This is a genomic window from Staphylococcus sp. HMSC14D10 (assembly GCF_001808125.1).
GTDB classification, from domain to species: domain Bacteria; phylum Bacillota; class Bacilli; order Staphylococcales; family Staphylococcaceae; genus Staphylococcus; species Staphylococcus haemolyticus.
In genome coordinates, this window is sequence record NZ_KV792253.1 from 56,506 (window position 1) to 80,316 (window position 23,811).

The 23,811-nt window shown below is 30.9% G+C and carries 26 protein-coding genes; 19 read left to right on the forward strand and 7 right to left on the reverse strand.

All coding sequences use genetic code 11. The features are described 5' to 3' along the window. The first annotated feature begins 24 nt into the window (after window positions 1-24). Genes liaF through vraR form a run of 3 tightly spaced genes read left to right on the forward strand, consistent with a single transcriptional unit; the run spans window position 25 to window position 2,388 of the window. Complete coding sequence (gene liaF / locus HMPREF3134_RS06295) at window positions 25-726, forward strand: cell wall-active antibiotics response protein VraT (protein WP_053025472.1); 702 nt, start codon at window positions 25-27, stop codon at window positions 724-726. Continuing rightward, window positions 723-1,769 (forward strand): sensor histidine kinase VraS, encoded by a 1,047-nt coding sequence (locus HMPREF3134_RS06300; protein WP_053025471.1) that lies wholly within the window; start codon window positions 723-725, stop codon window positions 1,767-1,769. Before liaF ends, HMPREF3134_RS06300 begins: the two co-directional genes overlap by 4 nt. Further along, window positions 1,759-2,388 carry a response regulator transcription factor VraR gene (gene vraR / locus HMPREF3134_RS06305; protein WP_037551137.1) on the forward strand — a complete coding sequence of 210 codons (630 nt, stop codon included), beginning with the start codon at window positions 1,759-1,761 and terminating at the stop codon, window positions 2,386-2,388. The genes HMPREF3134_RS06300 and vraR overlap by 11 nt, the downstream gene beginning before the upstream one ends. 62 nt (window positions 2,389-2,450) lie before the next feature. Here the strand turns inward: vraR and HMPREF3134_RS06310 are convergent, their stop codons facing one another. The 3 genes from HMPREF3134_RS06310 to HMPREF3134_RS06320 form a co-directional block, all read right to left on the reverse strand. After that, window positions 2,451-3,662 (reverse strand): YihY/virulence factor BrkB family protein, encoded by a 1,212-nt coding sequence (locus HMPREF3134_RS06310; protein WP_053025467.1) that lies wholly within the window; start codon window positions 3,660-3,662, stop codon window positions 2,451-2,453. Between the two features lie 198 nt (window positions 3,663-3,860). Then, entirely contained in the window at window positions 3,861-4,145 is a 285-nt protein-coding gene (locus tag HMPREF3134_RS06315; RefSeq protein ID WP_053025464.1) for a YtxH domain-containing protein, read from the reverse strand. After that, window positions 4,130-4,615, reverse strand: a complete 486-nt coding sequence (locus HMPREF3134_RS06320) for a low molecular weight protein-tyrosine-phosphatase (protein WP_070441564.1) — start codon at window positions 4,613-4,615, stop codon at window positions 4,130-4,132. Before HMPREF3134_RS06320 ends, HMPREF3134_RS06315 begins: the two co-directional genes overlap by 16 nt. 141 nt (window positions 4,616-4,756) lie before the next feature. Between HMPREF3134_RS06320 and HMPREF3134_RS06325 the strand changes: the two genes are divergently transcribed. The 3 genes from HMPREF3134_RS06325 to HMPREF3134_RS06335 are packed head-to-tail and all read left to right on the forward strand — an operon-like array spanning window position 4,757 to window position 6,793. Beyond that, complete coding sequence (locus HMPREF3134_RS06325) at window positions 4,757-4,966, forward strand: DUF1128 domain-containing protein (protein ID WP_011275380.1); 210 nt, start codon at window positions 4,757-4,759, stop codon at window positions 4,964-4,966. Between the two features lie 13 nt (window positions 4,967-4,979). Next, window positions 4,980-6,227, forward strand: a complete 1,248-nt coding sequence (locus HMPREF3134_RS06330; protein ID WP_070441567.1) for an aminopeptidase — start codon at window positions 4,980-4,982, stop codon at window positions 6,225-6,227. 32 nt (window positions 6,228-6,259) lie between these two features. Next, window positions 6,260-6,793: an acyl-CoA thioesterase gene (locus HMPREF3134_RS06335; protein ID WP_011275382.1), complete on the forward strand. Its 534-nt coding sequence runs from the start codon at window positions 6,260-6,262 to the stop codon at window positions 6,791-6,793. Window positions 6,794-6,925: 132 nt separating this feature from the next. Here the strand turns inward: HMPREF3134_RS06335 and yfkAB are convergent, their stop codons facing one another. Beyond that, window positions 6,926-8,065, reverse strand: coding sequence for a radical SAM/CxCxxxxC motif protein YfkAB (yfkAB, locus tag HMPREF3134_RS06340; RefSeq protein WP_176744133.1), 1,140 nt, complete (start codon window positions 8,063-8,065; stop codon window positions 6,926-6,928). 153 nt (window positions 8,066-8,218) lie between these two features. Here yfkAB and HMPREF3134_RS12000 point away from each other — a divergent pair, with 153 nt between their 5' ends. From HMPREF3134_RS12000 to HMPREF3134_RS06370, 7 genes are all read left to right on the forward strand, one after another. Then, window positions 8,219-8,380 carry an SE1561 family protein gene (locus HMPREF3134_RS12000; protein ID WP_011275386.1) on the forward strand — a complete coding sequence of 54 codons (162 nt, stop codon included), beginning with the start codon at window positions 8,219-8,221 and terminating at the stop codon, window positions 8,378-8,380. Window positions 8,381-8,469: 89 nt separating this feature from the next. Next, window positions 8,470-8,988, forward strand: a complete 519-nt coding sequence (locus tag HMPREF3134_RS06345) for a type 1 glutamine amidotransferase domain-containing protein (RefSeq protein ID WP_070441573.1) — start codon at window positions 8,470-8,472, stop codon at window positions 8,986-8,988. A 288-nt stretch (window positions 8,989-9,276) separates the two neighbouring features. After that, entirely contained in the window at window positions 9,277-10,089 is an 813-nt protein-coding gene (gene sgtB / locus HMPREF3134_RS06350) for a monofunctional peptidoglycan glycosyltransferase SgtB (protein ID WP_053025456.1), read from the forward strand. Between the two features lie 206 nt (window positions 10,090-10,295). Further along, on the forward strand, window positions 10,296-11,099 hold the full coding sequence (recX, locus tag HMPREF3134_RS06355) for a recombination regulator RecX (RefSeq protein WP_053025454.1): 804 nt from the start codon (window positions 10,296-10,298) through the stop codon (window positions 11,097-11,099). Next, entirely contained in the window at window positions 11,092-11,406 is a 315-nt protein-coding gene (locus HMPREF3134_RS06360; protein ID WP_053017412.1) for a YfhH family protein, read from the forward strand. The genes recX and HMPREF3134_RS06360 overlap by 8 nt, the downstream gene beginning before the upstream one ends. Window positions 11,407-11,421: 15 nt before the next feature. Then, window positions 11,422-12,933, forward strand: coding sequence for an ATP-binding cassette domain-containing protein (locus tag HMPREF3134_RS06365; protein ID WP_053025451.1), 1,512 nt, complete (start codon window positions 11,422-11,424; stop codon window positions 12,931-12,933). A gap of 8 nt (window positions 12,934-12,941) precedes the next feature. Beyond that, complete coding sequence (locus tag HMPREF3134_RS06370) at window positions 12,942-13,733, forward strand: hypothetical protein (protein WP_053025449.1); 792 nt, start codon at window positions 12,942-12,944, stop codon at window positions 13,731-13,733. Window positions 13,734-13,789: 56 nt separating this feature from the next. Here the strand turns inward: HMPREF3134_RS06370 and HMPREF3134_RS06375 are convergent, their stop codons facing one another. Beyond that, complete coding sequence (locus HMPREF3134_RS06375; protein ID WP_053025447.1) at window positions 13,790-14,767, reverse strand: metal-dependent hydrolase; 978 nt, start codon at window positions 14,765-14,767, stop codon at window positions 13,790-13,792. Between the two features lie 143 nt (window positions 14,768-14,910). Here HMPREF3134_RS06375 and mutY point away from each other — a divergent pair, with 143 nt between their 5' ends. From mutY to HMPREF3134_RS06390, 3 genes are all read left to right on the forward strand, one after another. Beyond that, window positions 14,911-15,957 carry an A/G-specific adenine glycosylase gene (gene mutY, locus HMPREF3134_RS06380; RefSeq protein WP_070441576.1) on the forward strand — a complete coding sequence of 349 codons (1,047 nt, stop codon included), beginning with the start codon at window positions 14,911-14,913 and terminating at the stop codon, window positions 15,955-15,957. A gap of 122 nt (window positions 15,958-16,079) precedes the next feature. Then, window positions 16,080-16,622: a nucleoside tri-diphosphate phosphatase gene (locus HMPREF3134_RS06385; protein WP_011275396.1), complete on the forward strand. Its 543-nt coding sequence runs from the start codon at window positions 16,080-16,082 to the stop codon at window positions 16,620-16,622. 165 nt (window positions 16,623-16,787) lie between these two features. Next, entirely contained in the window at window positions 16,788-18,524 is a 1,737-nt protein-coding gene (locus HMPREF3134_RS06390; RefSeq protein ID WP_070441580.1) for an ABC transporter ATP-binding protein, read from the forward strand. A gap of 186 nt (window positions 18,525-18,710) precedes the next feature. On the opposite strand, the gene HMPREF3134_RS06395 is transcribed toward HMPREF3134_RS06390, so the two are convergent. Together HMPREF3134_RS06395 and HMPREF3134_RS06400 are read right to left on the reverse strand one after the other, a co-directional pair. Beyond that, on the reverse strand, window positions 18,711-19,805 hold the full coding sequence (locus HMPREF3134_RS06395; protein WP_011275398.1) for an FUSC family protein: 1,095 nt from the start codon (window positions 19,803-19,805) through the stop codon (window positions 18,711-18,713). Between the two features lie 154 nt (window positions 19,806-19,959). Then, a complete protein-coding gene (locus HMPREF3134_RS06400; protein WP_053025441.1) occupies window positions 19,960-21,249 on the reverse strand; it encodes a glutamate-1-semialdehyde 2,1-aminomutase in 1,290 nt (429 codons plus the stop codon). A gap of 81 nt (window positions 21,250-21,330) precedes the next feature. On the opposite strand from HMPREF3134_RS06400, the gene bcp reads away from it, so the two are divergent. The 3 genes from bcp to perR all read left to right on the forward strand — a co-directional run bounded on the left by bcp (window position 21,331) and on the right by perR (window position 23,288). Next, complete coding sequence (gene bcp, locus HMPREF3134_RS06405) at window positions 21,331-21,786, forward strand: thioredoxin-dependent thiol peroxidase (RefSeq protein WP_053025439.1); 456 nt, start codon at window positions 21,331-21,333, stop codon at window positions 21,784-21,786. Window positions 21,787-21,791: 5 nt separating this feature from the next. Beyond that, the gene (locus tag HMPREF3134_RS06410; RefSeq protein WP_070441583.1) at window positions 21,792-22,742 is read left to right on the forward strand and encodes an NAD(P)-dependent oxidoreductase; all 951 of its coding nucleotides are present in this window, start codon (window positions 21,792-21,794) and stop codon (window positions 22,740-22,742) included. 93 nt (window positions 22,743-22,835) lie between these two features. Further along, entirely contained in the window at window positions 22,836-23,288 is a 453-nt protein-coding gene (perR, locus tag HMPREF3134_RS06415) for a peroxide-responsive transcriptional repressor PerR (protein ID WP_011275403.1), read from the forward strand. Window positions 23,289-23,811: the final 523 nt, after the last annotated feature.

Below are 23,811 nucleotides of genomic sequence, written 5' to 3' on the forward strand. Positions count from 1 at the left end.
TTGAAAGGAATAGGAGGCGACACATTGACTCGAAAATATATATCGACAGAGTTATTAATCGTATTTACGGCATTAATGATTATTGCCAATTTTTATTACATCTTTTTTGAGAAAATAGGCTATCTATTTGTATTACTTTTAGGATGTATATTAGTTTATGTAGGCTACCTTTACTTTCATAAAGTAAGGGGTCTCTTAGCGTTTTGGATAGGTGCATTGCTTATTGCATTTACTTTATTGTCGAATAAATATACCATCATAATATTATTTGTCTTTCTAGTTATCGTAATCATTAGATATCTCATTTTTAAGTTTAAACCTTTAAAAGTGATTGCTTCAGAAGATGAAGTTACATCCCCTCAATTTATTAAACAAAAGTGGTTTGGAGAGCAACGCACACCAGTATATGTTTATAAATGGGAAGATGTACAAATCCAACATGGTGTTGGTGATATACACGTTGATATGACAAAAGCTGCAAATATTAAAGAGAATAATACAATAGTAGTAAGACATATTTTAGGGAAAATTCAGTTAGTGGTACCATTGAATTATAATATTAATTTACACATGGCTGCTCTATATGGAAATGCTTATTTAAATGGCCAATCGTATAAAGTTGAAAATAATCATATCCAAGTTGAAGAGAAGCCTAAAGAAGAGAATTATAATGTCAATGTTTATGTTTCGACATTCATAGGAGATGTTGAGGTGATTTATCGATGAACCACTACTTAAGAGCTATCGGTTCAATGCTTATACTAGTTTATAGCATGTTAACCGCGTTCTTATTTATAGATAAAGTATTTGTTAATATTATCTATTTCCAAGGTATGTTTTATACTCAAATTTTTGGGATACCTGTTTTTCTATTTTTAAATTTAGTCATCATTTTACTTTGTATTATTGTAGGTTCAATTCTCGCATATAAAATTAATCAACAAAATCAGTGGATTAAGTCACAAATTGAACATGCCATTGAAGGAGAAACAGTAGGTATTAATGATCAAAATATTGAGCTTTATAACGAAACCATAGACCTTTATCAAACATTAGTTCCGCTAAATCAAGAGTTGCACCGTTTACGAATGAAAACGCAAAACTTAACTAATGAAAATTACAATATGAATGATGTCAAAGTTAAGAAAATCATTGAGGATGAACGACAGAGATTAGCTCGCGAGTTACACGACTCTGTAAGTCAACAACTTTTTGCAGCAAGTATGATGTTATCTGCAATAAAAGAAACAAAGTTAGAGGCACCGCTTGATCAACAAATACCAGTTTTAGAGAAAATGGTTCAGGAGTCTCAACTTGAAATGCGCGCATTATTACTTCATTTAAGACCTTTAGGTCTAAAAGATAAATCACTAGGTGAAGGTATCAAAGATTTAGTTATTGATTTGCAAAAGAAAGTGCCTATGAAAGTCATACACGATATTCAAGATTTCAAGGTCCCTAAAGGTATAGAAGATCATTTATTTAGAATTACACAAGAGGCTATATCAAATACGTTAAGACATTCAAATGGAACTAAAGTCACAGTGGAATTATTTAACCAACAAGATTATCTATTACTTCGAATTCAAGATAATGGTAAAGGATTCAATGTTGACGAGAAATTAGAGCAAAGTTATGGATTAAAAAATATGAGAGAACGCGCATTAGAAATTGGTGCGACATTCCATATTGTATCGTTACCGGATTCTGGAACGAGAATAGAAGTTAAAGCACCGTTAAATAGGGAGGATGATAATAATGACGATTAAAGTTTTGTTCGTTGATGACCATGAAATGGTTAGAATTGGGATATCAAGTTATCTATCAACACAATCTGACATTGAGATAGTTGGAGAAGGGGAATCTGGTAAAGATGCCATTGCAAAAGCTCATGAATTAAAACCTGATTTAATTCTTATGGATTTATTAATGGATGACATGGATGGCGTTGAAGCAACTACTCAAATCAAAAAAGATTTGCCACATATTAAAGTTGTAATGTTAACTAGTTTTATTGAAGATAAAGAGGTATATAGAGCATTAGATGCTGGTGTAGATAGCTATATTTTAAAAACGACTAGTGCTAGTGATATAGCCGACGCAGTACGCAAAACTTATAATGGTGAATCTGTATTTGAACCTGAAGTTTTAGTTAAGATGCGTAACAGGATGAAGAAACGTGCAGAATTATATGAAATGCTGACTGAGCGTGAAATGGAAATTTTATTATTAATTGCAAAAGGGTATTCAAATCAAGAAATAGCGAGTGCTTCTCATATTACAATTAAAACCGTTAAAACTCATGTAAGCAATATATTGAGTAAATTAGAAGTACAAGATAGAACACAAGCCGTAATTTATGCATTCCAACATAATTTGATTCAATAAAAAAGGTTGAGGCGATAAACCGTTGCCTCAACCTTTTATTAATTTAATTAGTAATTAAACACTTATTTTTTATTATCATCGTCATTATTAGTAAATTTATCTTTAATTTTCTCAGTTAATGAAGCATCTTCTTCTTGTTTATCTTTTGGATCTTTATCGACTTTATAGTCTTCATCTTTGCCAGTAGCTGTATGTTTATATTCATAAGTAGTATCTTCATTAAAGTGATTCTGGTTATTATCATCATGGTCGAGCGCTGCTTCTTCAGGAGTTTGTCCTTTAATAACATGTTTCTGATGGATGATTGCATTAATTTCAGCACCAATAATAATGATAAAACTTGTTAAATATAACCAAATTAATAAGATAATAATACCTGCGATACTGCCATAAGTCTTAGAGTAGTTTCCAAAATTTGAAATGTAGAAACCAAATGCGAAAGACCCAAGTAACCAGATAACTGATGTAAATATAGCTCCTGGTAATACTGATTTTAGTTTAGTTTTAACGTTTGGAGCTACTGAGTATAGAATTGTAAATAGAATCAAAATAATAATTAATGGTAATACAACTCTAATTAAACTAAAGATCCATTTAACTTGACTATCTAATCCAAGAGGACCGAATAAGAAATGAGCAATAACTGACCCCATAGTAGGTAATGCCATGGCAAGTAAAAATACGACGCCTAACACAATTGTGAAAATAACACTTAGTATCTTTAAAAGAATACCATTTCTATTATCTTCAACATCATAAGCTACATTGAATGAATTCATAATTGCAGTCATACCATTTGAAGCTGACCAAATTGCTAAGATTAACCCGATAGAAAGTAAACCGCCACTAGAATTTTTAGTGACATCGCTAATTACATCTTTAATAAGACTTGATGTGTCAGCAGGTGCATTACTTAATAAACCGGTGATTTGGCTTTGATCTAAGTTAAATAATGGTAACAATGTTAATAGGAAAATTAACATTGGGAACATAGCTAATACAAAATGATAAGTCATTTGTGCTGCTAAGCCTGAAGCGTCATCTTTGCCTATTCGATAAATTAAATAAGAAAGAAAATTAGAATTTTTTGTATACTTAGCTGGTTTGTTTAACCGTGAAACGAAAAAGACTTGATTCTCTTTTTTTGGTTCTTTAGATTGAAATTCTTGAGGCTCTACATATGTACGATCAACATTAATTTTATCTTGATTCTTCTCTTGCTCGTCTTTAATAGAGTTAAGATACTTCGAGTTTGATTTATTTTCTTTTGACATAACAATCTCCTTTGCTTTAACCACATACATTAATTTAAATAGTAAAATAAGCGGGACAGAAACCTGTTATATAATAAAGATTTCATTGTCCCGCCTTACTATGAGTGAAAAACAAAAATAATATTTTACTTATCACTTTCAGTTAGTTTTTATTTTAACTAAAGTTATAAAAGAGATTTAGCTAAAATAAACAATCAATTATTGACCAATGCGGTTATTCTTACGTTCAACGAAAGTATCTTTAGCATCTTTAATTGATTTTTCTAATTCTGGGTTATTGCGACGAATTTCTTCAATTGTATCTTTCCAATATAAAACTTCGTCTTTAATAGAATTGAATTTAGAAGGTTTGCGTGTACGATTACCTTCTTTAACATCTTTTACAGATTGAATTAAAGCGTTACGTGTTGATTTGTCAGCTAAAGTAGCAGCACCACCAACAATAGCGCCAATTAAAATACCAGGAATTAATTTGTTTTCCATTTTATTTCCCCCTCTTTCAAATTTGCATCTTTGACGATGAAATCAATTAGATTGTCACAAGATGATTGTACCATTTCATATACACCTTCAAAATTATTAGTGTAATAAGGATCTGGCACATCACTCTCTTCCATGTTACTAAATTCGAGCAATTTGAACAATTTTCCTTTTATATTAGGATTGATGTATTGGATATTATCAACATTGCTCTGATCCATAGCAATAATATAATCAAAATCATCACTTGATTCAAATAACTCACTAATCATACCATCAAAAGGTATATTATGGCGATTAAGAATATCTTGAGTACCTTCATGAGGAGGTTCTCCAAGGTTCCATTTACCTGTTCCTCTTGAGTAAACGTTAACGCCTGAAATGTTTCTATCTATCAAACGTTGACGCATGATTGCTTCAGCCATAGGAGAGCGACATATATTTCCTAGACATACAAATGCTACATCTACCATACTCTATTCCCCCTAATTAATCCTATATAAACCATTTTATAGTTATTTTAAAATTTTATAAAGACATAATAATACTATATCCAATAAAAGTTTGTTAAATTATCATACTTTGATAGAATATTGTATTAAAGAGGTGATAACGTGAGTCAAAATAATAATGAAACAATGATTGCAGATATTAGAAAAAAATTAAATATTGTTAATCAAGGTTTGTTAAATCCGGATAAATTTAAAAATGCCAATCAGCAAGATATAGAAGAAATTCATAATTTTGTTATGTCTAAAGATTCTTTTTCGCCAAGCGAAGTTACAGCAATTGCTGATGAGTTGGGGAACTTACGTCAAGATTAGGGAGGATGATGATATGACTTCATTAAGTTATAACGAGAAATTACAACAGTATGCAGAATTATTAGTTAAAATAGGTATGAATGTACAACCTAAACAACCTGTTTTTATTAGATCTTCAGTTGATGCCATCGATTTAACACGTTTAATTGTTGAAGAATCATATAAAGCTGGAGCTTCAGACGTAAAAGTAAATTATTCAGATTCTAAATTAAATAGACTTAAATTTGAGTATGAATCGGTAAATTACTTTGAAAATCATGCAGTTAAATCGTATGAAGTAGATGAACGAATGGATTATGCTAATCGTGGCGCTGCAAATTTAGCTTTACTTAGTGGTGATCCAAACTTGCTAAATGGTATAGACCCTGAAAAACTCAAAGCCAATCAAATGAGTTATAGTCAAGCATTCAAAGGATATATGGAAGGAAGTCAAAAGAATAAGTTTCCATGGGTTGTTGCTGCTTTTCCTTCTAAAGATTGGGCTAGACGTGTTTATCCAGATTTAGATGAAGAAATTGCATTAGAGAAGTTTATTGATGAAGTGTTTGATATCGTAAGAATTGAAGGGAACGATCCTATTGAAAATTGGAAAAAACATATAGAAAACTTAAGTGTACATGCTAAATTGATGCAAGAAAAAAATTATAAAGCGTTACATTATCAATCCGAAGGGACAGACTTAGTTGTAGGACTTCCTAAAGGACATATTTGGGAAGATGCTACGAGCTATGTTAATGGCAATCAACAAGCTTTTATAGCTAATTTACCAACTGAAGAAGTTTTTACAGCACCTGATCGTAACAACGTTAATGGATATGTAACAAACAAACTACCATTAAGTTATAATGGTACAATCATCGATGGCTTTACATTAACGTTTAAAGATGGACAAATCGTAGATTTCAAAGCGGATAAAGGCGAAGATGTGCTTAGAGATTTGATCAATACTGATGAGGGTTCTAAGCGACTAGGAGAAGTCGCTTTAGTACCTGATGATTCTCCAATTTCAAATCGTAATACTATTTTCTACAACACGTTATTTGATGAAAACGCATCATGTCATTTAGCCATTGGTTCGGCATATGGCTTTAATGTTGAAGGTGGTACTGAAATGACGGCTGAAGAAAAAATTGCTAGTGGTCTTAATGATTCAAATGTCCATGTTGACTTCATGATAGGAAGTGCAGATTTAACGATTTATGGAATTAAACAGGATGACACTAAAGAATTAGTGTTTAAAAACGGCAATTGGGCTCAATAAAAATAGAAATTAAAATAAAAGGGGTATAACGCATGTCAAATTCTCAAGGTATTCGTAAATCAATGTCTGAATCAAAAAGTTATAAAGCTAAACAAGTATTTCCTCAAGACACCAATCATCACCATACAATGTTTGGTGGTTCATTGATGGCTAACATAGATGAAATTGCAGCCATTACTGCAATGAAACATGCTAATGCCCAAGTAGTTACAGCATCAACTGATTCTGTAGATTTTTTAAGACCAATCAAAACAGGAGATATTACTTCTTATGAAGCGATGGTTAGTTATGCAGGTACAAGTTCAATGGAAGTTTGTGTTCAAATAATTATTGAAGATGTATTAAATAAAGAAAGACATTTAGCAGCCTTAAGTTTCTTAACTTTTGTTGCATTAGATGATAATGGTAAGCCAGTCCAAGTACCAGATGTCTATCCAGAATCAAAAGTTGAAAAATGGTTCTATGAAAGTGCGCCTAAGCGTGTACAACGTAGAAAAGATAGAAGAGAAGAAAGTAAAAATACTATTGAATTTTTATCAAATGCACAACATATTGAAGAATTATAAATCACGGACAAGTTAAACGTTGTAACTAGTATATTATAATTCTCATAAAACAGAACTAAGCACCACATAAAATTATTCTAAAACTCACTTTATGAGGTGCTTATTTTATAGATATATGTGAATTATTGATGCTTAACTAAAAATATTTTCTGTGTGCATTTCTATTTCTTTCTGTTTGAAATCAGTGTTTGGATAATACATGTTTTTCACTAATACATTAGGGCCTAAACAATGAAATGCCTCACAATGACAATTTAAAGATTTTGCTAAATCTGAAGTGAGCCATTTATTAAATACATCAGTCAATTTGTCTGTTTTTATATTTGAGATGGTACCATTTTCATCTCCAAAGTCTGTTACAATGACATCTCCGCTAAACACATTTACATTTAAGCGACTTCGTCCATCTGGATCATTTCGTGTTGTCACATTTTTTGCATCTCTTAAGCGTTGTAATAGTGCTTGATCATTTTCGTCATTAATACATGGATAGATAGGTAACGTACCAAACAGCATCCATACATTCTCATCTCGAATATCTAATAAATGATGAATTGCTTGTTTCATTTCTTTTAGAGAAAGAACATTTAATTGACTTGCGAAATCTGCTGGGTACATAGGATGAACTTCATGACGACTGCATTTCATATCATTAACGATTTCTTTATGAATTTTATCTAAGTAAGGTAAAGTACTCTGATTTAACATCGTTTCAGCTGAAACAAACATACCTTGACTTGATAGGGTACTCGCATTATCTAACATCTGTTCATATAATTTTAATTTTGCTTTTAAAGGTGGTTGTTTTTTCATGGCGCCAAAGCCAACATCAGTAAATTCTTGTATAGTTCCCCAATTATGTGAAATGTGCATAACATCTATGTATTCCGCGATATCTAAATAACGATCTTGAGGCAACGTTAAATTAGAATTCATTTGAACATAAATACCTCGATCTTTCGCGTATTTTAATAAGGGTTTAACGATATTTTTAATTGATTTCTTTGAGAACATTGGTTCGCCACCCGTGATTGACATTGTTCTTAATTGAGGTATTTCATCTAAACGACGATAAATAATATCCATAGGTAATGCATCAGGATCTTTTGTTTGTAATGTATAACCAACTGCACAATGGCTACATCTCATATTACATAGCGTTGTGGTTGTAAATTCTATATTACTCAACGTCAACTGTCCGTAATCTTCAATATCGTTATAAGCTTCCCAAGGATCATTTGAAATTGAAATGGGTTTTTTCTGATTTGTCATCCACATATTTATTACTCCTAAACTAAAAAAATTCCTCTATTCGTTGCAAAAGTACAGTAAACATTATTAAGATTATATCCCTTTTTGTCAAATTCTGTTAGGATAAAATTAACGTATTGTTAAATAAACTCATATAAAAAAGGAGAAACATTTATGAATGAACAACAAACAATGGAACAAATTAAAACGAGATTATCAAAATTCTTAGAAGATATTGATCATGTTAATCCTGATGAAGTAAGTGTTGAAGACATTGATGAATGGATTGGGTTACTAGATCAATTAGAAGAAAAAGTAAAACAAGTGTCTAACTAAATAATAACCGGTTAAGTTCAACTATGTTTAATATCCTTCTATTTCGTCTATATAATAAATATAATTCGAACAAGAAAGGTGATTAGTACATGACTAAAAAAGTAGCAATTATCTTATCAAATGAATTTGAAGATATTGAATTTACTAGCCCTAAAGAAGCAATTGAAGAAGCTGGTTTTGAAACAGAAATCATTGGTGATACTGCAAATGCTGAAGTAGTAGGTAAGCATGGTGAAAAAGTTACTGTAGAGGTAAGTATTGCTGATGCTAAACCAGAAGATTATGATGGACTTCTAATACCAGGTGGATTCTCACCAGACCATCTTCGCGGAGATGCAGAAGGTCGATATGGTACGTTTGCTAAATACTTCACTAAAAATGATGTTCCAGCATTTGCAATTTGTCATGGACCTCAAATTTTAATTGATACTGATGATTTAAATGGACGTACGCTAACAGCTGTACTTAATGTACGTAAAGATTTATCAAATGCTGGTGCAAACGTAGTAGATGAATCAGTTGTAGTTGATAAAAATATCGTAACTAGTCGTACACCAGATGACTTAGACGATTTTAACAGAGAAATTGTTAAACAACTTCAAGCATAAATCTTGTTGATGTAAAGCTTGAATATTATTCGATATAATCTAATACGTCAATTATACAAATTCGCAATATTTAATGAACTGAGAAGAGACTTTAATATGTCTCTTCTCAGTTCTTTTTTTATTCAAAATTTAGTTATAGTAATTTAATGACTAAACTTCAGATATTGGTCTCATAGTCATATATTCTTATACACCTTGGGACCGATTTTTCGCTTTAAGTATGGCTTATTATAAGAACTACTGTTAAACTCTCAAATATAGAGTGAGTTTAAGTAAAGGAGCTACCGCATGAAAAGAAGCCAAAGAATGAACAACTCGCCTGAGAGACATTCACAATACCGTAATGAACCACATTACAATACGTATTATCAACCTATAGGTAAACCACCTAAAAAGAAAAAGAGTAAACGCATATTTTTACGTCTGTTTATTATATTTATCATCATATTTGCATTGTTTATCGGATTAATGTATTACTTATCTTCTAGAGCAAATGTTGATGACCTTAAAACTATTGAAAATAAAAGCAGTTATGTATCTGCAGACAATATGCCTGATTATGTAAAAGGTGCATTTATTTCAATGGAAGATGAACGTTTTTATAAACACCACGGTTTTGATGTAAAAGGTACAACACGAGCATTGTTTTCAACGATAGGGGATAGAGATGTTCAAGGTGGAAGTACAATTACGCAACAAACTGTGAAAAATTATTATTATGATAATGAACGTTCTTTCACTAGAAAATTAAAAGAATTGTTTGTAGCACATAAAGTAGAACAACAATATAGTAAAAATGAAATATTGAGCTTCTATTTAAATAACATTTATTACGGTAGCGATCAATATACAATCGAAAGTGCCGCCAATTACTATTTTGGTACGACAGTAAATAAAAATAGTGATAGTATGTCTCAAATTACAGTATTACAAAGTGCGATATTAGCTAGTAAGGTCAATGCACCTAGTGTTTATGATATAAGTAATATGTCTGATAACTTTAAAAATAGAATTAAAACAAACCTTGAAAAAATGAAACAACAAGAATATATATCTGATAGCCAATATCAAGAGGCATTAAGTCAACTAAATAACTATTGAATTGTTTTGCATGCGTATATACAAAATTCGTAATTATAATTTAGTCTTCATAAAGTAGTCATAATATAAATGAACTTTATGAGGACTTTTTATATAGGTAAAACATTTTGTGTAACGCGATAAGTGATATAAAATAATGGTTGTTAGAATATTTTAAACTGAATGAGTTAATAGAGAACATATTTAGAAGTTAAGGTGGTGGGTATATGACTAAAATAACGAAAATAGAAGTACAAAAGAATAACAAAGAGCGATTTAATTTATTCTTGGATGAAGCATTTGAAATGGGAATAGATATCGATACACTTGTAAAGTTTAATTTAAAAAAAGGTCAAATTCTTGAGCCATCAGATATGGAAAATATTCAAAAGTATGAGCATTATCGTTTAGGTATTAATATGGCAATTCAATACTTATCATATAAAAAAAGAACTGAAAAAGAAGTGAGACAACACTTGCAACAAAATGAAATAAGTGACATAGCAATCCAACAAGTTATAGATTATTGTTACAAAGAATCGTATATTAACCATGAAGATTATGCTGAAAGCTTAAAGAATACCATGATAAACACTACTGACAAAGGTCCTGAAATTTATAGACAGAAATTATATCAAGTTGGAATTGAACCTAATATTATAAATACATATGTTCCGATTTACGAAGAAGAGCAATCATTTGAAGCGGTAATTGAAGTTGCCAAAAAAGTTATGAAAACTAAAAAAGGCCCTGAAATTAAAATACGTCAAAAGGTACTTCAAAGTCTGATTCAAAAAGGATATTCTATGGATGTTGCACAACAGGCAATAGCTGAATTAAATTTTGAACAAGATGAAAATATATTAGATGATTTATTGCAAAAAGATCTTGAAAAAGTATATACAAAACAAAGGCGTAAGTACGACGGACAACAATTAGTAATGAAGACGATAGAGTCACTTATGAGAAAAGGATATAAATATGATAAAATTAAATTAAAATTAGAAGAAAGTGGTATTTCTGATGAATGATAAAAAGCTAAGTGAAATGTCTGAGCAAGAATTAAGACATGAAATACAAACATATAAAGAAAAAATGCGTAAAGCTGAAATGAATGGCATCATGAATGAGTACGATGTATATCAAAGTAAAGTCATCATTGCTGAAAGTTACTTAGTCGATCGTACTAAGGTAGTGCTTGGTAGAATGTATAAACTTAATGATGGAAGCGACCAATACTTCAAAGTCGAACGATTAAAAGGTGTATTTGCATGGGGATATAGAATTAATAGTAAGACCCCTGAAGAAGGATTGCCACTCGCTTTATTAAAAATTTAGAAGGATGTAACATGAATGGGAAGTTCAATAGTCTTAAAAATGCTCAATGTCACGCATTATTATAGAAGTAAGAAAAATAGAAAGTGGTATTTACCATTTGGTTATGCCGCAGAAGACATAGAATTAAACAATATTTCACTACATATATATCAAGGTGAGGCTTTAGCTATTATTGGCGAGCCAGGGGCTTCTAAAACTTTATTAGGTAGGATAATGGCTGGTGACATTAAACCTGATAGAGGTAAAATTAATAAATCGGTCTCTACTTATTATGGTGATATAAAAGACAAACATTTAATACATATAACAGTGCGACAATATGTAAAAGAAATTCAAAGATTATTTTCTTACGAAACAACATCGCACAGTGTTGATCAAATTATCAAATTTGCACATTTAGATGATAAGTCTACGTTTAATATAAATATGCTTAGTCACTCTGATTTTGCACAATTAATCTTAAGCATTGCACGTGTATGTCGAAAAGAATTGATTATTTTAAACCATATCATTGAACATCTTGATGAAGACTTTTTAGAGAAAGCAAAACAATTATCGAAAGACTATGTTAACGATAATAATTCGTTAGTATTCATCGATAATGATCTTGAAAAAGTTGAAAAAGTAAGTAATTATGTAGCATGGATTTCACATGGGCAAGTGAGGATGGAAGGTTCACTAAATCAAGTTTTACCTGTGTTTAAAGAACATGAGCAAGATCGAATGAGTATAGGAAATGATGAAGAACAGCAAAATTTTGATTTAGATTGGAAAGAAAGTCGTAGCCGACTCCCTGAAATGAGCTATAACTTTAAAAGAGTAGAAAGATATAGACATGCGAAAGTTCCTGATTTTGTCGTGAGGTTTTGGACAATTTTGATTGCAAGCTTGATTTGTTTGGCCATCGTTGGAGCATTAGTCATTAACAACATTGGGCGCTTTGATGTTCCTATAATTGAAGCTCAAAAGAAAGTTGAAAATAAAGACCCATTTGAGGAAAAATTGGCATATGGAATCGTATTAGACGACTCGATAACGTTAAATGGTGATTCTAATACAAAAGTTCCTAAATACGCATTTTTAACAATAACAGGTGAAAATTCAAAAAAATATCGTGTTAATATCGATAATCAAGATTATGTTGTAGAAAAACATAAACTACAATATTTTAACCCAGCAGCTTTATATGAGTCGCATTCATTTAAAAAATTATCTCCATATATGAAATCAAATTATAGTAATTTTGTAGATTATTATAATAGCCATTTACATAAAAAACATGATCAAGTTAAAAAATCACTTGTTCCCGATAAGGATTCTAGATATGTTGTAGGCGTAACGCAACAACCAGTAGAATTGTTATTTAATGATCAAGACAAATTAACAGGATTTGTTTTTCCAATAATTAATAAAGATGAACTTAAAGATAAATATCATATTAATCAAGATATATGGATTGTTAAGTCAGGTGATGGATATTTTATCGCAGATATGAAAAATAGTAAGTGGATATACATTGAATTGTAGGTGTAAAAATGATAGATAACATTTTATTATATATAAAACTTTTCCCATCACTAATAAAGTTTACTAAGCAACGTATAATAGATACTTGGAAATGGTTTGCAATTCTCTTAATTGTTGAACTTGTCTTAGTATTAATAGCACTAATTATGCTGTCGTTTATCGAGATTGAAGATCTTAGTAAAGCTAGGTGGTTATATAGAATTTTTGCTATGATTACATTTGCTACAATGTTTGCGACAATTTTTAAATCTTTTAAAGAGTATAGTCAAGATTATTTAATAACTAAGTCGTTCCAATCAACACCATTGATAACTACAGTTGCGAACACACTTATCGGAAGTTCTGTTTGTTGTATATTATCAATTATTACTTTATTGTTTAAACCAGTGAATTTCGATGCATCTTTCATTGCATTTATTGTATTTTATATAATGATGATTCTATTTATAATATTCATATCTGTTACTTTAGGATTGTTAGATATTATATATAAAAATATGACTATGATATTCTTGTTAGCTGTAGTTATAAACTTTTTTATAGTGCCTATTATTTTTATTCCTTCTGCAAATGAGAATTTAATGATTCAATTGTTAAAGTTAAATCCTCTGTTTTATTTAATTGATGGATTAGCGACTTCTACGATTTATGGCGAAGTGAATATGTATAATATTTCATATCATATCTATTTCATTTTAATAATAGTAACGATTGGAGCAATTAATTTTATGCTTATGAGATATGTAGCACATTCAAAATATAAATACTCCTCTAATATAATTTCGACAAAAAATAAATAAAAGAGTGAATCAGAATCATAGTGTCGTTTATGGTTCTGGTTCACTCTTTTTAAAATTTAATTAGAATATAATTTTTTTTGTAATTTTTCTTCAGTGAAAACCCATCCTATATATGAGTGATCTATATTGTTATCATTATCGACATGTGCTATTGCTGCAAAACTATAGTGACCTTTATTTAAATAGCGTAAATCTATTAGACGAACTTCTGTGGTGTCGTCATCCAGCTTACGAGTTTGCCATCGATAAATTGATGAGAAGTTCAGAAATGTTCTAATGTCTTTATTACTTTTAATCTGCCAGAGTAAAGTGTCTGGAGAAAATTTTTGTCGTTTAACTTTATCACTAAAGACAACATATCGACCAAATGCTCTTCCAACATAATCATGTTCTTCAGTTTGAATAGCAACGCGCCACTCCATGAATTTCATCGTAGGTGCCACAAATATTTTAACAGGATTATGTTGTGCTTTTATCTGGCTTAATGCTTGCTTTTTAATGATATTCTGCATTTTGAAACGAATAATATAATAAATGATGAGTATACCAATAATTGGAAAGAATACTATGAATGGATGTACACCGAATAACCAAACGACAATCCCTACACAAAGTATAATAAATATGATTGGATCGAATGTATTAATAACACTTAATTGAATCCACTTGTTTGTGAGTGGACGCAAAGCTTGAGTACCATAAGAATTAAATATATCAACAAACACATGTAAAAATACTGCTAACTGTGCCCATAACCATATATGCGTTGTATCTACTCCTGGGAATAAAACATAAATAATAAATGTGATCAGTATAGGCCACAAAATTGTAAATGGTATAGAATGAGTGATACCACGATGGTGAGAAATATATGTGGCGTTATTTTTCAATTTTAAAACGGTGTCACCATCTGGAATTAACGATCCGGCAATTAAGGTTGTAGCAGTAGCTGCCATAGTATTTGCCATAGCTGGATCTTGACTAGCTAGAGCAGTTAATCCAACACCTATTGCTATATGCGTGGCTGTATCCATAACGTTCACTCTTTTCATGTTAATTTAATATATATTATAATCTAAAAATTGAAATAACGAAATTAAGAAACTTATTAAAATACTATTAGTTTGCTATAAACCGATTAGATGAAATAAATAATGAGATTGGAAAGGATGTAAATATGTTAAATGAATCTACATTTAAAAAGAATTTAATACAGTGGTTTAATGAAAATCAAAGAGAAATGCCTTGGCGTGAGACTTCTAATCCATATTATATTTGGTTGAGTGAGGTTATGCTTCAACAAACGCAAGTTAAAACCGTTATTGACTACTATCATAAGTTTATTAGCCGTTTTCCAACCATAGAAGACTTGAGTCAGGCAAATGAAGATGAAGTGCTTAAATATTGGGAAGGTTTAGGTTATTATAGCCGTGCACGTAACTTTCATACTGCTGTAAAAGAAGTGGTATATGAATACAATGGCGTTGTTCCTTCAACACCAGATCAATTTGGAAAACTTAAAGGCGTTGGTCCATATACACAAGCAGCTGTATTGAGTATAGCGTTTAATAAACCTTTAGCAACCGTTGATGGTAATGTCTTTCGAGTATGGTCTAGATTAAATAATGATCAAAGAGATATTAAATTGCAATCAACACGAAAGGCATATGAAACAGAATTACAGCCCTATGTTTATCATCATTCTGGTACTTTCAATCAAGCAATGATGGAATTAGGCGCATTAGTTTGCACACCTAAGAATCCGTTGTGCTTATTCTGTCCTGTTCAAGACAATTGCAGTGCTTTCAAAGAAGGGACTGTGTTAAATCTACCAGTAAAAACTAAAAACATAAAGAAGAAAACGATTCAGCAACATGTGTTTTTAGTTAGAAATGCAAAAGGGGAATATTTAATTGAGCAACGACAAGAGCGATTGTTAAATGGTATGTGGCAATTTCCCATGTTTGAAGCACCAAATGCATTGGAACAATTAGAGAATAAATTAGGAATGTCACTATCGATAGCTGAGGAAATAGTATTTAAACTTAAACATCAATTCACTCATATGACTTGGGATATTAGTGTATATAGTGTAATTGAGACAGTATCTATTTCTAAAAAAATGATGGAAGACTATAAACTTGAGTGGATGAATTTAAATCGCCGTGATGAATATACATTACCTGTATCAATGGATAAAATATATAATTATATAAATGGTTGAAAACATAAATTTATAGGTGATTTTTGGAGGCTATATTAAAAATAGTAACGCATTTTTAAAGAGTTAATTAAAATTATGATATAATCTAAAGTGCGAAAATTACTAAAAGGGTGGTGTGGAGTATGGTAAAAGAATCCATACCTAAAGAAGGCGAAAATATAAAAATTCAAAGTTACAAACACGATGGTAATATTCATCGAGTATGGTCTGAAACGACGATTTTAAAAGGAACAGATCATGTTATTATCGGTGGAAATGATCATACTTTAGTTACTGAAAGTGATGGTCGCACGTGGATTACTCGAGAACCGGCAATCGTTTATTTTCACTCAGAATTCTGGTTTAACGTTATTTGTATGTTTAGAGAAGATGGCATTTATTACTATTGTAATCTTTCATCACCATTCGTTTGTGATGAAGAAGCTTTGAAATATATTGATTATGATTTAGACATTAAAGTTTATCCTAATGGTAAATATCATCTGCTAGATGAAGATGAGTATGAACAACACATGAATCAGATGAATTATCCACACGATATCGATGTTATTTTACGCCGTAATGTAGATATTTTACAGCAGTGGATAGAACAAAAGAAAGGTCCGTTCGCCCCTGATTTTATAAAAGTTTGGAAAGAGCGTTACAAAAAAATTCGAAACTACTAAGCATAAAAGATGTAATTGCTACATATATGTTTTATAGTACTTGAGTAATAATAAGCAGAGGTTGAATTTACTTTAAAGTTGCAAAAGGAGATGCTTGCAATTGAAAGTTTCAACCTCTATTAATTTTCTAAAAAAATTGAATTGAAAATTATAGGGGGGACTAGTATGATACGACGCTATTTAGAATTTGTTAAACCTTACAAATATCGTATAATAGCGACGATAATTATCGGGATTATAAAATTCGGCATTCCTATGTTAATTCCTTTACTTATCAAATATGCAATTGATGGCGTAATTAATAATAGTGCACTTTCTACGAATGAAAAATTTCAACATCTAAGTGTAGCTATCGGCATAGCTTTATTTATATTCTTAATTGTGAGACCACCAATCGAATACTTACGTCAATATCTTGCGCAATGGACAAGTAACAAGATTTTATATGATATTCGAAAACAATTATATAATCATTTGCAAGCTTTAAGTGCTAGATTTTATGCGAACAATCAGGTAGGGCAAGTTATTTCAAGAGTGATAAATGATGTAGAACAAACTAAAGATTTTATTTTAACCGGTTTAATGAACATATGGTTAGATTGTATAACAATTGTCATTGCACTATCCATTATGTTTTTCCTAGATGTTAAGTTAACTTTCGCAGCTATATTCATCTTCCCATTCTATATTTTGACAGTGTATTTCTTCTTCGGTCGTTTAAGAAAATTGACTCGTAAACGTTCGCAAGCTTTAGCTGAAGTACAGGGCTTTTTACATGAACGTGTACAAGGTATGTCTGTCATTAAAAGTTTTGCGATAGAAGATAATGAAGCTAAAAACTTTGATCATAAAAACCAACACTTCTTAAATCGAGCATTTCAACATACGTCATGGAATGCCTACTCATTTGCAGCAATTAATACTGTGACAGATTTAGGACCAATTATCGTCATTGGATTCGGTGCCTATTTAGCCATAAATGGTTCAATTACTGTTGGTACACTTGCTGCATTTGTAGGATACTTGGAACAATTATTCGGACCACTGAGAAGATTGGTTTCTTCTTTTACGACACTAACTCAAAGTTTTGCATCAATGGATAGGGTATTCCAATTGATGGATGAAGATTACGATATAAAAAATGGTATTGGCGCTCAACCTATTGAAATTAAACAAGGGCATATTGAGTTGAAGAATGTAAGTTTTAAATACAATGAAGATGAATCGACTATACTAAAAGATATAAATCTTAATATTAATAAAGGTGAAACAGTAGCTTTTGTAGGTATGAGTGGTGGTGGTAAGTCAACCTTAATTAACTTGATACCTCGCTTCTATGATGTATCTGAAGGTGAAATATTAATAGATGATCATAATGTTAAAGACTTTCTTACTGGTAGTTTAAGAAATCAAATTGGTCTAGTCCAACAAGATAATATTCTTTTCTCAGATACAGTGAGAGAAAATATCTTACTAGGTCGCCCAGATGCTACTGAGGAAGAAGTTATTGAAGCGGCTAAAATGGCAAATGCGCATGAATTTATAATGAATCTTCATGATGGCTATGATACTGAAGTAGGGGAGCGAGGCGTTAAATTATCTGGTGGTCAAAAACAACGTCTTTCAATTGCAAGAATCTTTTTAAATAATCCACCAATTTTAATTTTAGATGAAGCCACATCAGCATTAGATTTAGAAAGTGAAGCAATTATACAAGAAGCATTAGATGTATTAAGTAAAGACAGAACTACACTCATTGTTGCACATAGACTATCAACAATTACACATGCAGATAAAATAATTGTAATGCAAAATGGTGAAATAGTAGAAACAGGAATGCACAAAGAGTTGATTGAAAAACAAGGTGCTTATGAGCATTTATATAGCATACAAAATTTATAGTAAAAAATGAGCCTGTGGCATAATTCAATGCCTCAGGCTTCAAATATATATTGGCAGTAGTTGACTGGTTAAAATGCACTTGTAACAATCTATTTTAATTCTACTCAACCTTGCCGGAGTGGTCGGGGATCAGCAAAGAGAATTTCATAAAGAAAATTTTACAAGCTTCGTAACCGCATTTTCTTGTTATAAATCAAAATCCTCATCAGCAATATCTATATCAGTGTCATTGCGGTGATAAGTGAAGAAACTTAATCTTAATCGATCTAAATGTTCTAAATAATAACGATATTCTTCTATTGTAGCAATAATTTGCATGATATTTGAATATGAATATTCTACTTGATAAGGGTTTTGAATTAACTGTTGTTGAAAAGCATCCATTAGGTCTTTCTTTTGAGGATTCATGATTTGATTATCAAAATGTTCCACATTGTAACGAGCTTTTTTCGACAAGCTTTTTAAAATTTGTTCGTGGTAGGCTGTTAATGAATCTAATTCTAATTTTATCTGGAAAATTAAATTGTAATTTAGATTGTGAAGATCATTCTGATATCTAGCCATACGATTTAGTACTTCATAAGCTTGTCTTGTAGTGCCTACAACTTCTTTAAATAAAATTTTCTTTCTATTTTGTTGGAAGGCAGCCTTTCTAGTTAATGCTTTTTCTTCATTATAGTAATTAAAAATCTGTTCAAGTTTTGATATACGTGATTCAATTTGTTCTCCATCTTCTTTAATCTGATGATAGTCAGATGCGTCATTTAATACGAGTTTAAACCAAATGAAAATATCAGAAGCAATATTCACTGAGTTGTGATATATCTTAGTTTCAAATTTGGGTGGTAAAAATATTAAGTTAACTACAGAAGCGCTGACAACACCAATCATTACTAGTATAAATCTAAAAGCTGCAGTGACATAGAATGACCCAGTATGTTGTCCCATTATAATAAGCGCTGTTACGCCAGCTAATGTAGCAACGTGAGCTAAATTTAATTTATATAATATAGCAATTAATAAAATGACAGTAACACCCATAATAACGATATTTTTTCCAAATATTGTTACCATTATGACTGCTAATAAAGCACCAATGACATTACCTGTAGCTTGTTCTGAAATAGTTTTAATAGAACGGTAGATATTAGGTTGCATAGCAACAATTGCACTAATTCCTGCTACAGATTTTAAACCGACATTATCAGGTAAGAAAGACGCTATAAACAAAGCAAGAATAATTGCAATACCAGTCTTTAGTATACGAGCTCCTAGCCTCAACTATAACGCTCCTTTAAATATATTTTTATAATAATATTTTAAACTAGTATACACTTGAAGACTGAATAGATACAAGTTTTTGTTTTGATTAATTAAAAACCTACAATAAAGGCAACGTTATAATTCACGCTCCTTTATTGTAGGTTAAAATTTGCTATTTCATTTGACTAAACGCATAATCAGCAGCTTTAAGTGTCTCATCAATGTCTTCTTCAGTATGCTCTGTAGTTAAGAACCATGCTTCAAATTTTGATGGAGCTAAATTAATACCTTGGTTCAACATTAATTTAAAGAACTTAGCAAATGCTTCTCCATCTGAATTCTCAACTTGCTCATAATGTGTGATTTTTTCATCTGTGAAGTAAAGTGTTAAAGAGCCATATACTCTATTAATAGTTGCTGTAATATTATATTTATCAATTAGCTCTAATAGACCATCTTCAAGTCGTTTTCCTAATTGATCTAATCTTTCATAAACACCTTTTTGTTCTAGTACTTCTAGTAATGCGATACCTGCTCTCATAGAAAGTGGATTACCTGCCATCGTTCCAGCTTGGTAAGCCGGACCTAATGGGGCAACGTGTTCCATGATATCTTGTCGGCCACCATAGCCACCAATTGGAAGGCCACCCCCAATTATTTTTCCGAATGCAGTTAAGTCTGGATATACATTTAATAGATCTTGGGCTGCACCATAGTGGAAGCGGAATGCAGTAATAACTTCATCATAAATCACCAATGCACCATAATCGTGAGTAATTTCATTAACTTTTTCCAAGAAACCTGGTTGTGGTTCAACCATACCAAAATTACCAACAATTGGCTCAACTAGCACAGCAGCTACTTCTTCTCCCCAATGTTTCATAGCTTCTTTATATGATTCAATATCATTAAACGGTACTGTAATTACTTCTTTAGCGACACTTTCTGGAACACCTGCAGAGTCAGGAGATCCTAATTGTGATGGACCACTACCAGCAGCTACTAATACTAAATCGGAATGACCGTGATAGGAACCTGAAAATTTAATAATTTTATTTCTCTTGGTATAAGCTCTAGCAACACGAATCGTTGTCATAACTGCTTCAGTTCCAGAGTTTACGAACCGTATTTTTTCAAGTGACGGAATAGCTTCTCGCAATTTTTTACTAAATTCAATTTCTAATTCTGTTGGCGTGCCATACAGTACACCTTTAGCTGCTTGATCTTGAATAGCTTTAGTTATATGAGGATGAGCATGACCTGTGATAATAGGACCATATGCTTGTAAATAATCAATAAATTTATTGCCATCAACATCATACAAGTATGCGCCGTGTCCTTCGCGCATTACAACAGGAGCACCTCCACCAACCGCTTTATAAGAGCGTGATGGTGAATTAACGCCACCCAAAATATATTCATTTGACAATTGTTGTAGACGTTCACTCTCAGTGAATTTCATCTTATTTCAACCTCTCTTATTTTAATTTTATTCCTTACTATCGTATCATATAATTAATATAATTAAGAAATAGGTGATATGGTGCTCAAAAAAGGTCAAAAATTTCCAGAATTTAAATTAGAAAATCAGAATGGTGAATGGATTACTAATGAGACAATAAAAGGAAGTAAAACAATTATTTATTTTTATCCACGTGATAATACTCCAACTTGTACAACAGAAGCATGTGACTTTAGAGACAACTTAGAACAATTTAATGACTTGAATGTTCAAATATATGGAGTTAGTGGTGATACTAAGAAAAAACATCAAAATTTTATTGCAAAACATAATCTTAATTTTGATTTATTAGTTGATGAGGATTTTCAATTATCTAAAGCAACAGGTGTCTATCAATTGAAAAAATCATTTGGTAAAGAATCAATGGGTATTGTTCGCACAACATTTATTATTGATGAGGATGGCGTTATTATCGATGTCATTGAAAAGGTTAAAGTAAAAACACAAATTGAAGAACTAAATCAAATTTTGGGGTGAAATCAATGAAAATAGTTAGTTTAAAGCGATTAGGAGAAATAGAAGCTTCACTTATAAACAACTATCCAGATTTAGAATTTTACTTTTTCAAGAATGCAATAGATATACCGACAGAACTTAAAAATGAATTAGAGATATTGATTGGCTATGATAGTGGCGTTGATAAGAACTTTATTAATGCTTGTCCAAACTTAAAATGGATCTCCTGGTATGCTACCGGTGTTAATAATCTACCATTAGAAGTTATTAAAGAAAAAAATATTATTTTAACTAATACTAGGGGAATACAGGCTAAACAAGTTTCAGAATTTGTTTTATCCTTCATACTTGATGACTATAAGAAAATGCGCACATCATATGTTAATCAAGTAAATAAAGTGTATGATTCTAAACTAACCGGTAAACGATTGAGCGATGAAAAAGTATTAATACTAGGAACAGGATCGTTAGCTCAACAAACCGTCAAATTACTCAAACCGTTTGAATTGGAAATAATCGGTATAAGTAAATCCGGTCATCATAAAGATGGTTTCGATAATATTTATACAATAGAAGATTTAGAATCACATTTAAATAAAGCTGATATTATTATTAATACATTACCTGAAACTCAAGAAACATATCATTTATTGTCAGAGAGACACTTCGAAATTATGAATGATACATGTTTATTTATTAATGTAGGTAGAGGAACAATTGTTGAGGAAAAAATACTCATAAAAGTTTTAAGCCATAACTTAATTCGCCATGCATATTTAGATGTATTTGAAAATGAACCATTAGATGAAAATAATGAATTATATAAATTAGATAATGTGACTATTACAGCGCATATAACAGGAAATGACAAAAATATAAAAAGTGATGCTACAAAACTATTTGAGAGGAATTTGGAAGATTTTCTCAATAAAAATGATGTAATTGAGAATAGAGTCGATTTATATAAAGGTTATTAACGGAAATCGTTCGTACTTATTGACATCACACTTTGGAAACAGTTATATTAATATCAAGTGATAATTATTATTAAGTAGAAAGTGGTGAATCATATGAGTGCAGAATTAGAGTCTATTGATCATGAGTTAGAAGAGTCAATTGCAGCCCTAAGAAGAGCTGGTGTAAGAATCACACCACAACGTCAAGCCATCATTCGTTATCTCATTGCATCTCATTCACATCCAACTGCGGATGAAATTTATCAAGCACTTTCACCTGATTTTCCAAATATTAGTGTTGCGACTATATATAATAATTTAAGAGTGTTTAAAAGTATTGGCATAGTTAAAGAGTTAACATATGGAGATGCATCAAGTCGATTTGATTTTAATACTCATAATCATTATCACGTTATCTGTGAGAAATGTGGCAAGATTGTAGACTTTCATTATCCTCAACTTGATGAAGTTGAACAACTTGCACAGCACATCACAGAGTTCGACGTAACACATCACCGTATGGAAATATATGGTATTTGTAAAGAATGCAAAGATAAAGAAGAATAGAAGTAATAGAAGCAATGGTACTAAACCATTGCTTTTTTTATTAAACTAGCTATAAGTGAAAAATAGACACACCTTAAATGATTTATTAAGCACGAAAATCATATACACTAGTATTTATAATAGATCCATCGACAAAATAATGCTAAAAATTATGTAAATTATACTCTTAATTCAAAACAATACATTAGAGGTGAAAATTTAGCCATTATTATGTTGCAAAAATGATTGACGTTCCTTTGCAAACTTGCTATTATATAAAAGTCGTCAAAAACGAATGTAAACTTTCTTGTTTCAGAAATTAATTTCATTAAATTAATGTTAAGAAAGTGTAATTTTGACTATTGAAAAACTTCGCAAGACAATATAAGATATTATTTGTTGAAATAATCAATTAAGTTTTGAACAAAAGAATTTTTGAATAAAATAAAATTTAAAAAAGTTCTTGACATGATATAAAGATTATTGATATAATTAATAAATGTAATTGCTTTAAATGAACATTGAAAACTGAATGACAATATGT

What these genes read in the sequence shown, in the direction of transcription:
- HMPREF3134_RS06360 (WP_053017412.1), top strand. Translation starts at nt 11,092, where the DNA reads ATGAATGATAAAAAGCTAAGTGAAATGTCTGAGCAAGAATTAAGACAT.
- HMPREF3134_RS06335 (WP_011275382.1), top strand. Translation starts at nt 6,260, where the DNA reads ATGTCAAATTCTCAAGGTATTCGTAAATCAATGTCTGAATCAAAAAGT.
- HMPREF3134_RS06375 (WP_053025447.1), bottom strand. Translation starts at nt 14,767, where the DNA reads ATGGATACAGCCACGCATATAGCAATAGGTGTTGGATTAACTGCTCTA.
- HMPREF3134_RS06300 (WP_053025471.1), top strand. Translation starts at nt 723, where the DNA reads ATGAACCACTACTTAAGAGCTATCGGTTCAATGCTTATACTAGTTTAT.
- HMPREF3134_RS06410 (WP_070441583.1), top strand. Translation starts at nt 21,792, where the DNA reads ATGAAAATAGTTAGTTTAAAGCGATTAGGAGAAATAGAAGCTTCACTT.
- HMPREF3134_RS06385 (WP_011275396.1), top strand. Translation starts at nt 16,080, where the DNA reads ATGGTAAAAGAATCCATACCTAAAGAAGGCGAAAATATAAAAATTCAA.
- perR (WP_011275403.1), top strand. Translation starts at nt 22,836, where the DNA reads ATGAGTGCAGAATTAGAGTCTATTGATCATGAGTTAGAAGAGTCAATT.
- HMPREF3134_RS06390 (WP_070441580.1), top strand. Translation starts at nt 16,788, where the DNA reads ATGATACGACGCTATTTAGAATTTGTTAAACCTTACAAATATCGTATA.
- HMPREF3134_RS06370 (WP_053025449.1), top strand. Translation starts at nt 12,942, where the DNA reads ATGATAGATAACATTTTATTATATATAAAACTTTTCCCATCACTAATA.
- vraR (WP_037551137.1), top strand. Translation starts at nt 1,759, where the DNA reads ATGACGATTAAAGTTTTGTTCGTTGATGACCATGAAATGGTTAGAATT.
- sgtB (WP_053025456.1), top strand. Translation starts at nt 9,277, where the DNA reads ATGAAAAGAAGCCAAAGAATGAACAACTCGCCTGAGAGACATTCACAA.
- HMPREF3134_RS06400 (WP_053025441.1), bottom strand. Translation starts at nt 21,249, where the DNA reads ATGAAATTCACTGAGAGTGAACGTCTACAACAATTGTCAAATGAATAT.
- mutY (WP_070441576.1), top strand. Translation starts at nt 14,911, where the DNA reads ATGTTAAATGAATCTACATTTAAAAAGAATTTAATACAGTGGTTTAAT.
- HMPREF3134_RS06320 (WP_070441564.1), bottom strand. Translation starts at nt 4,615, where the DNA reads ATGGTAGATGTAGCATTTGTATGTCTAGGAAATATATGTCGCTCTCCT.
- HMPREF3134_RS06310 (WP_053025467.1), bottom strand. Translation starts at nt 3,662, where the DNA reads ATGTCAAAAGAAAATAAATCAAACTCGAAGTATCTTAACTCTATTAAA.
- HMPREF3134_RS06365 (WP_053025451.1), top strand. Translation starts at nt 11,422, where the DNA reads ATGGGAAGTTCAATAGTCTTAAAAATGCTCAATGTCACGCATTATTAT.
- HMPREF3134_RS06315 (WP_053025464.1), bottom strand. Translation starts at nt 4,145, where the DNA reads ATGGAAAACAAATTAATTCCTGGTATTTTAATTGGCGCTATTGTTGGT.
- HMPREF3134_RS06345 (WP_070441573.1), top strand. Translation starts at nt 8,470, where the DNA reads ATGACTAAAAAAGTAGCAATTATCTTATCAAATGAATTTGAAGATATT.
- HMPREF3134_RS12000 (WP_011275386.1), top strand. Translation starts at nt 8,219, where the DNA reads ATGAATGAACAACAAACAATGGAACAAATTAAAACGAGATTATCAAAA.
- HMPREF3134_RS06330 (WP_070441567.1), top strand. Translation starts at nt 4,980, where the DNA reads ATGACTTCATTAAGTTATAACGAGAAATTACAACAGTATGCAGAATTA.
- yfkAB (WP_176744133.1), bottom strand. Translation starts at nt 8,065, where the DNA reads ATGACAAATCAGAAAAAACCCATTTCAATTTCAAATGATCCTTGGGAA.
- recX (WP_053025454.1), top strand. Translation starts at nt 10,296, where the DNA reads ATGACTAAAATAACGAAAATAGAAGTACAAAAGAATAACAAAGAGCGA.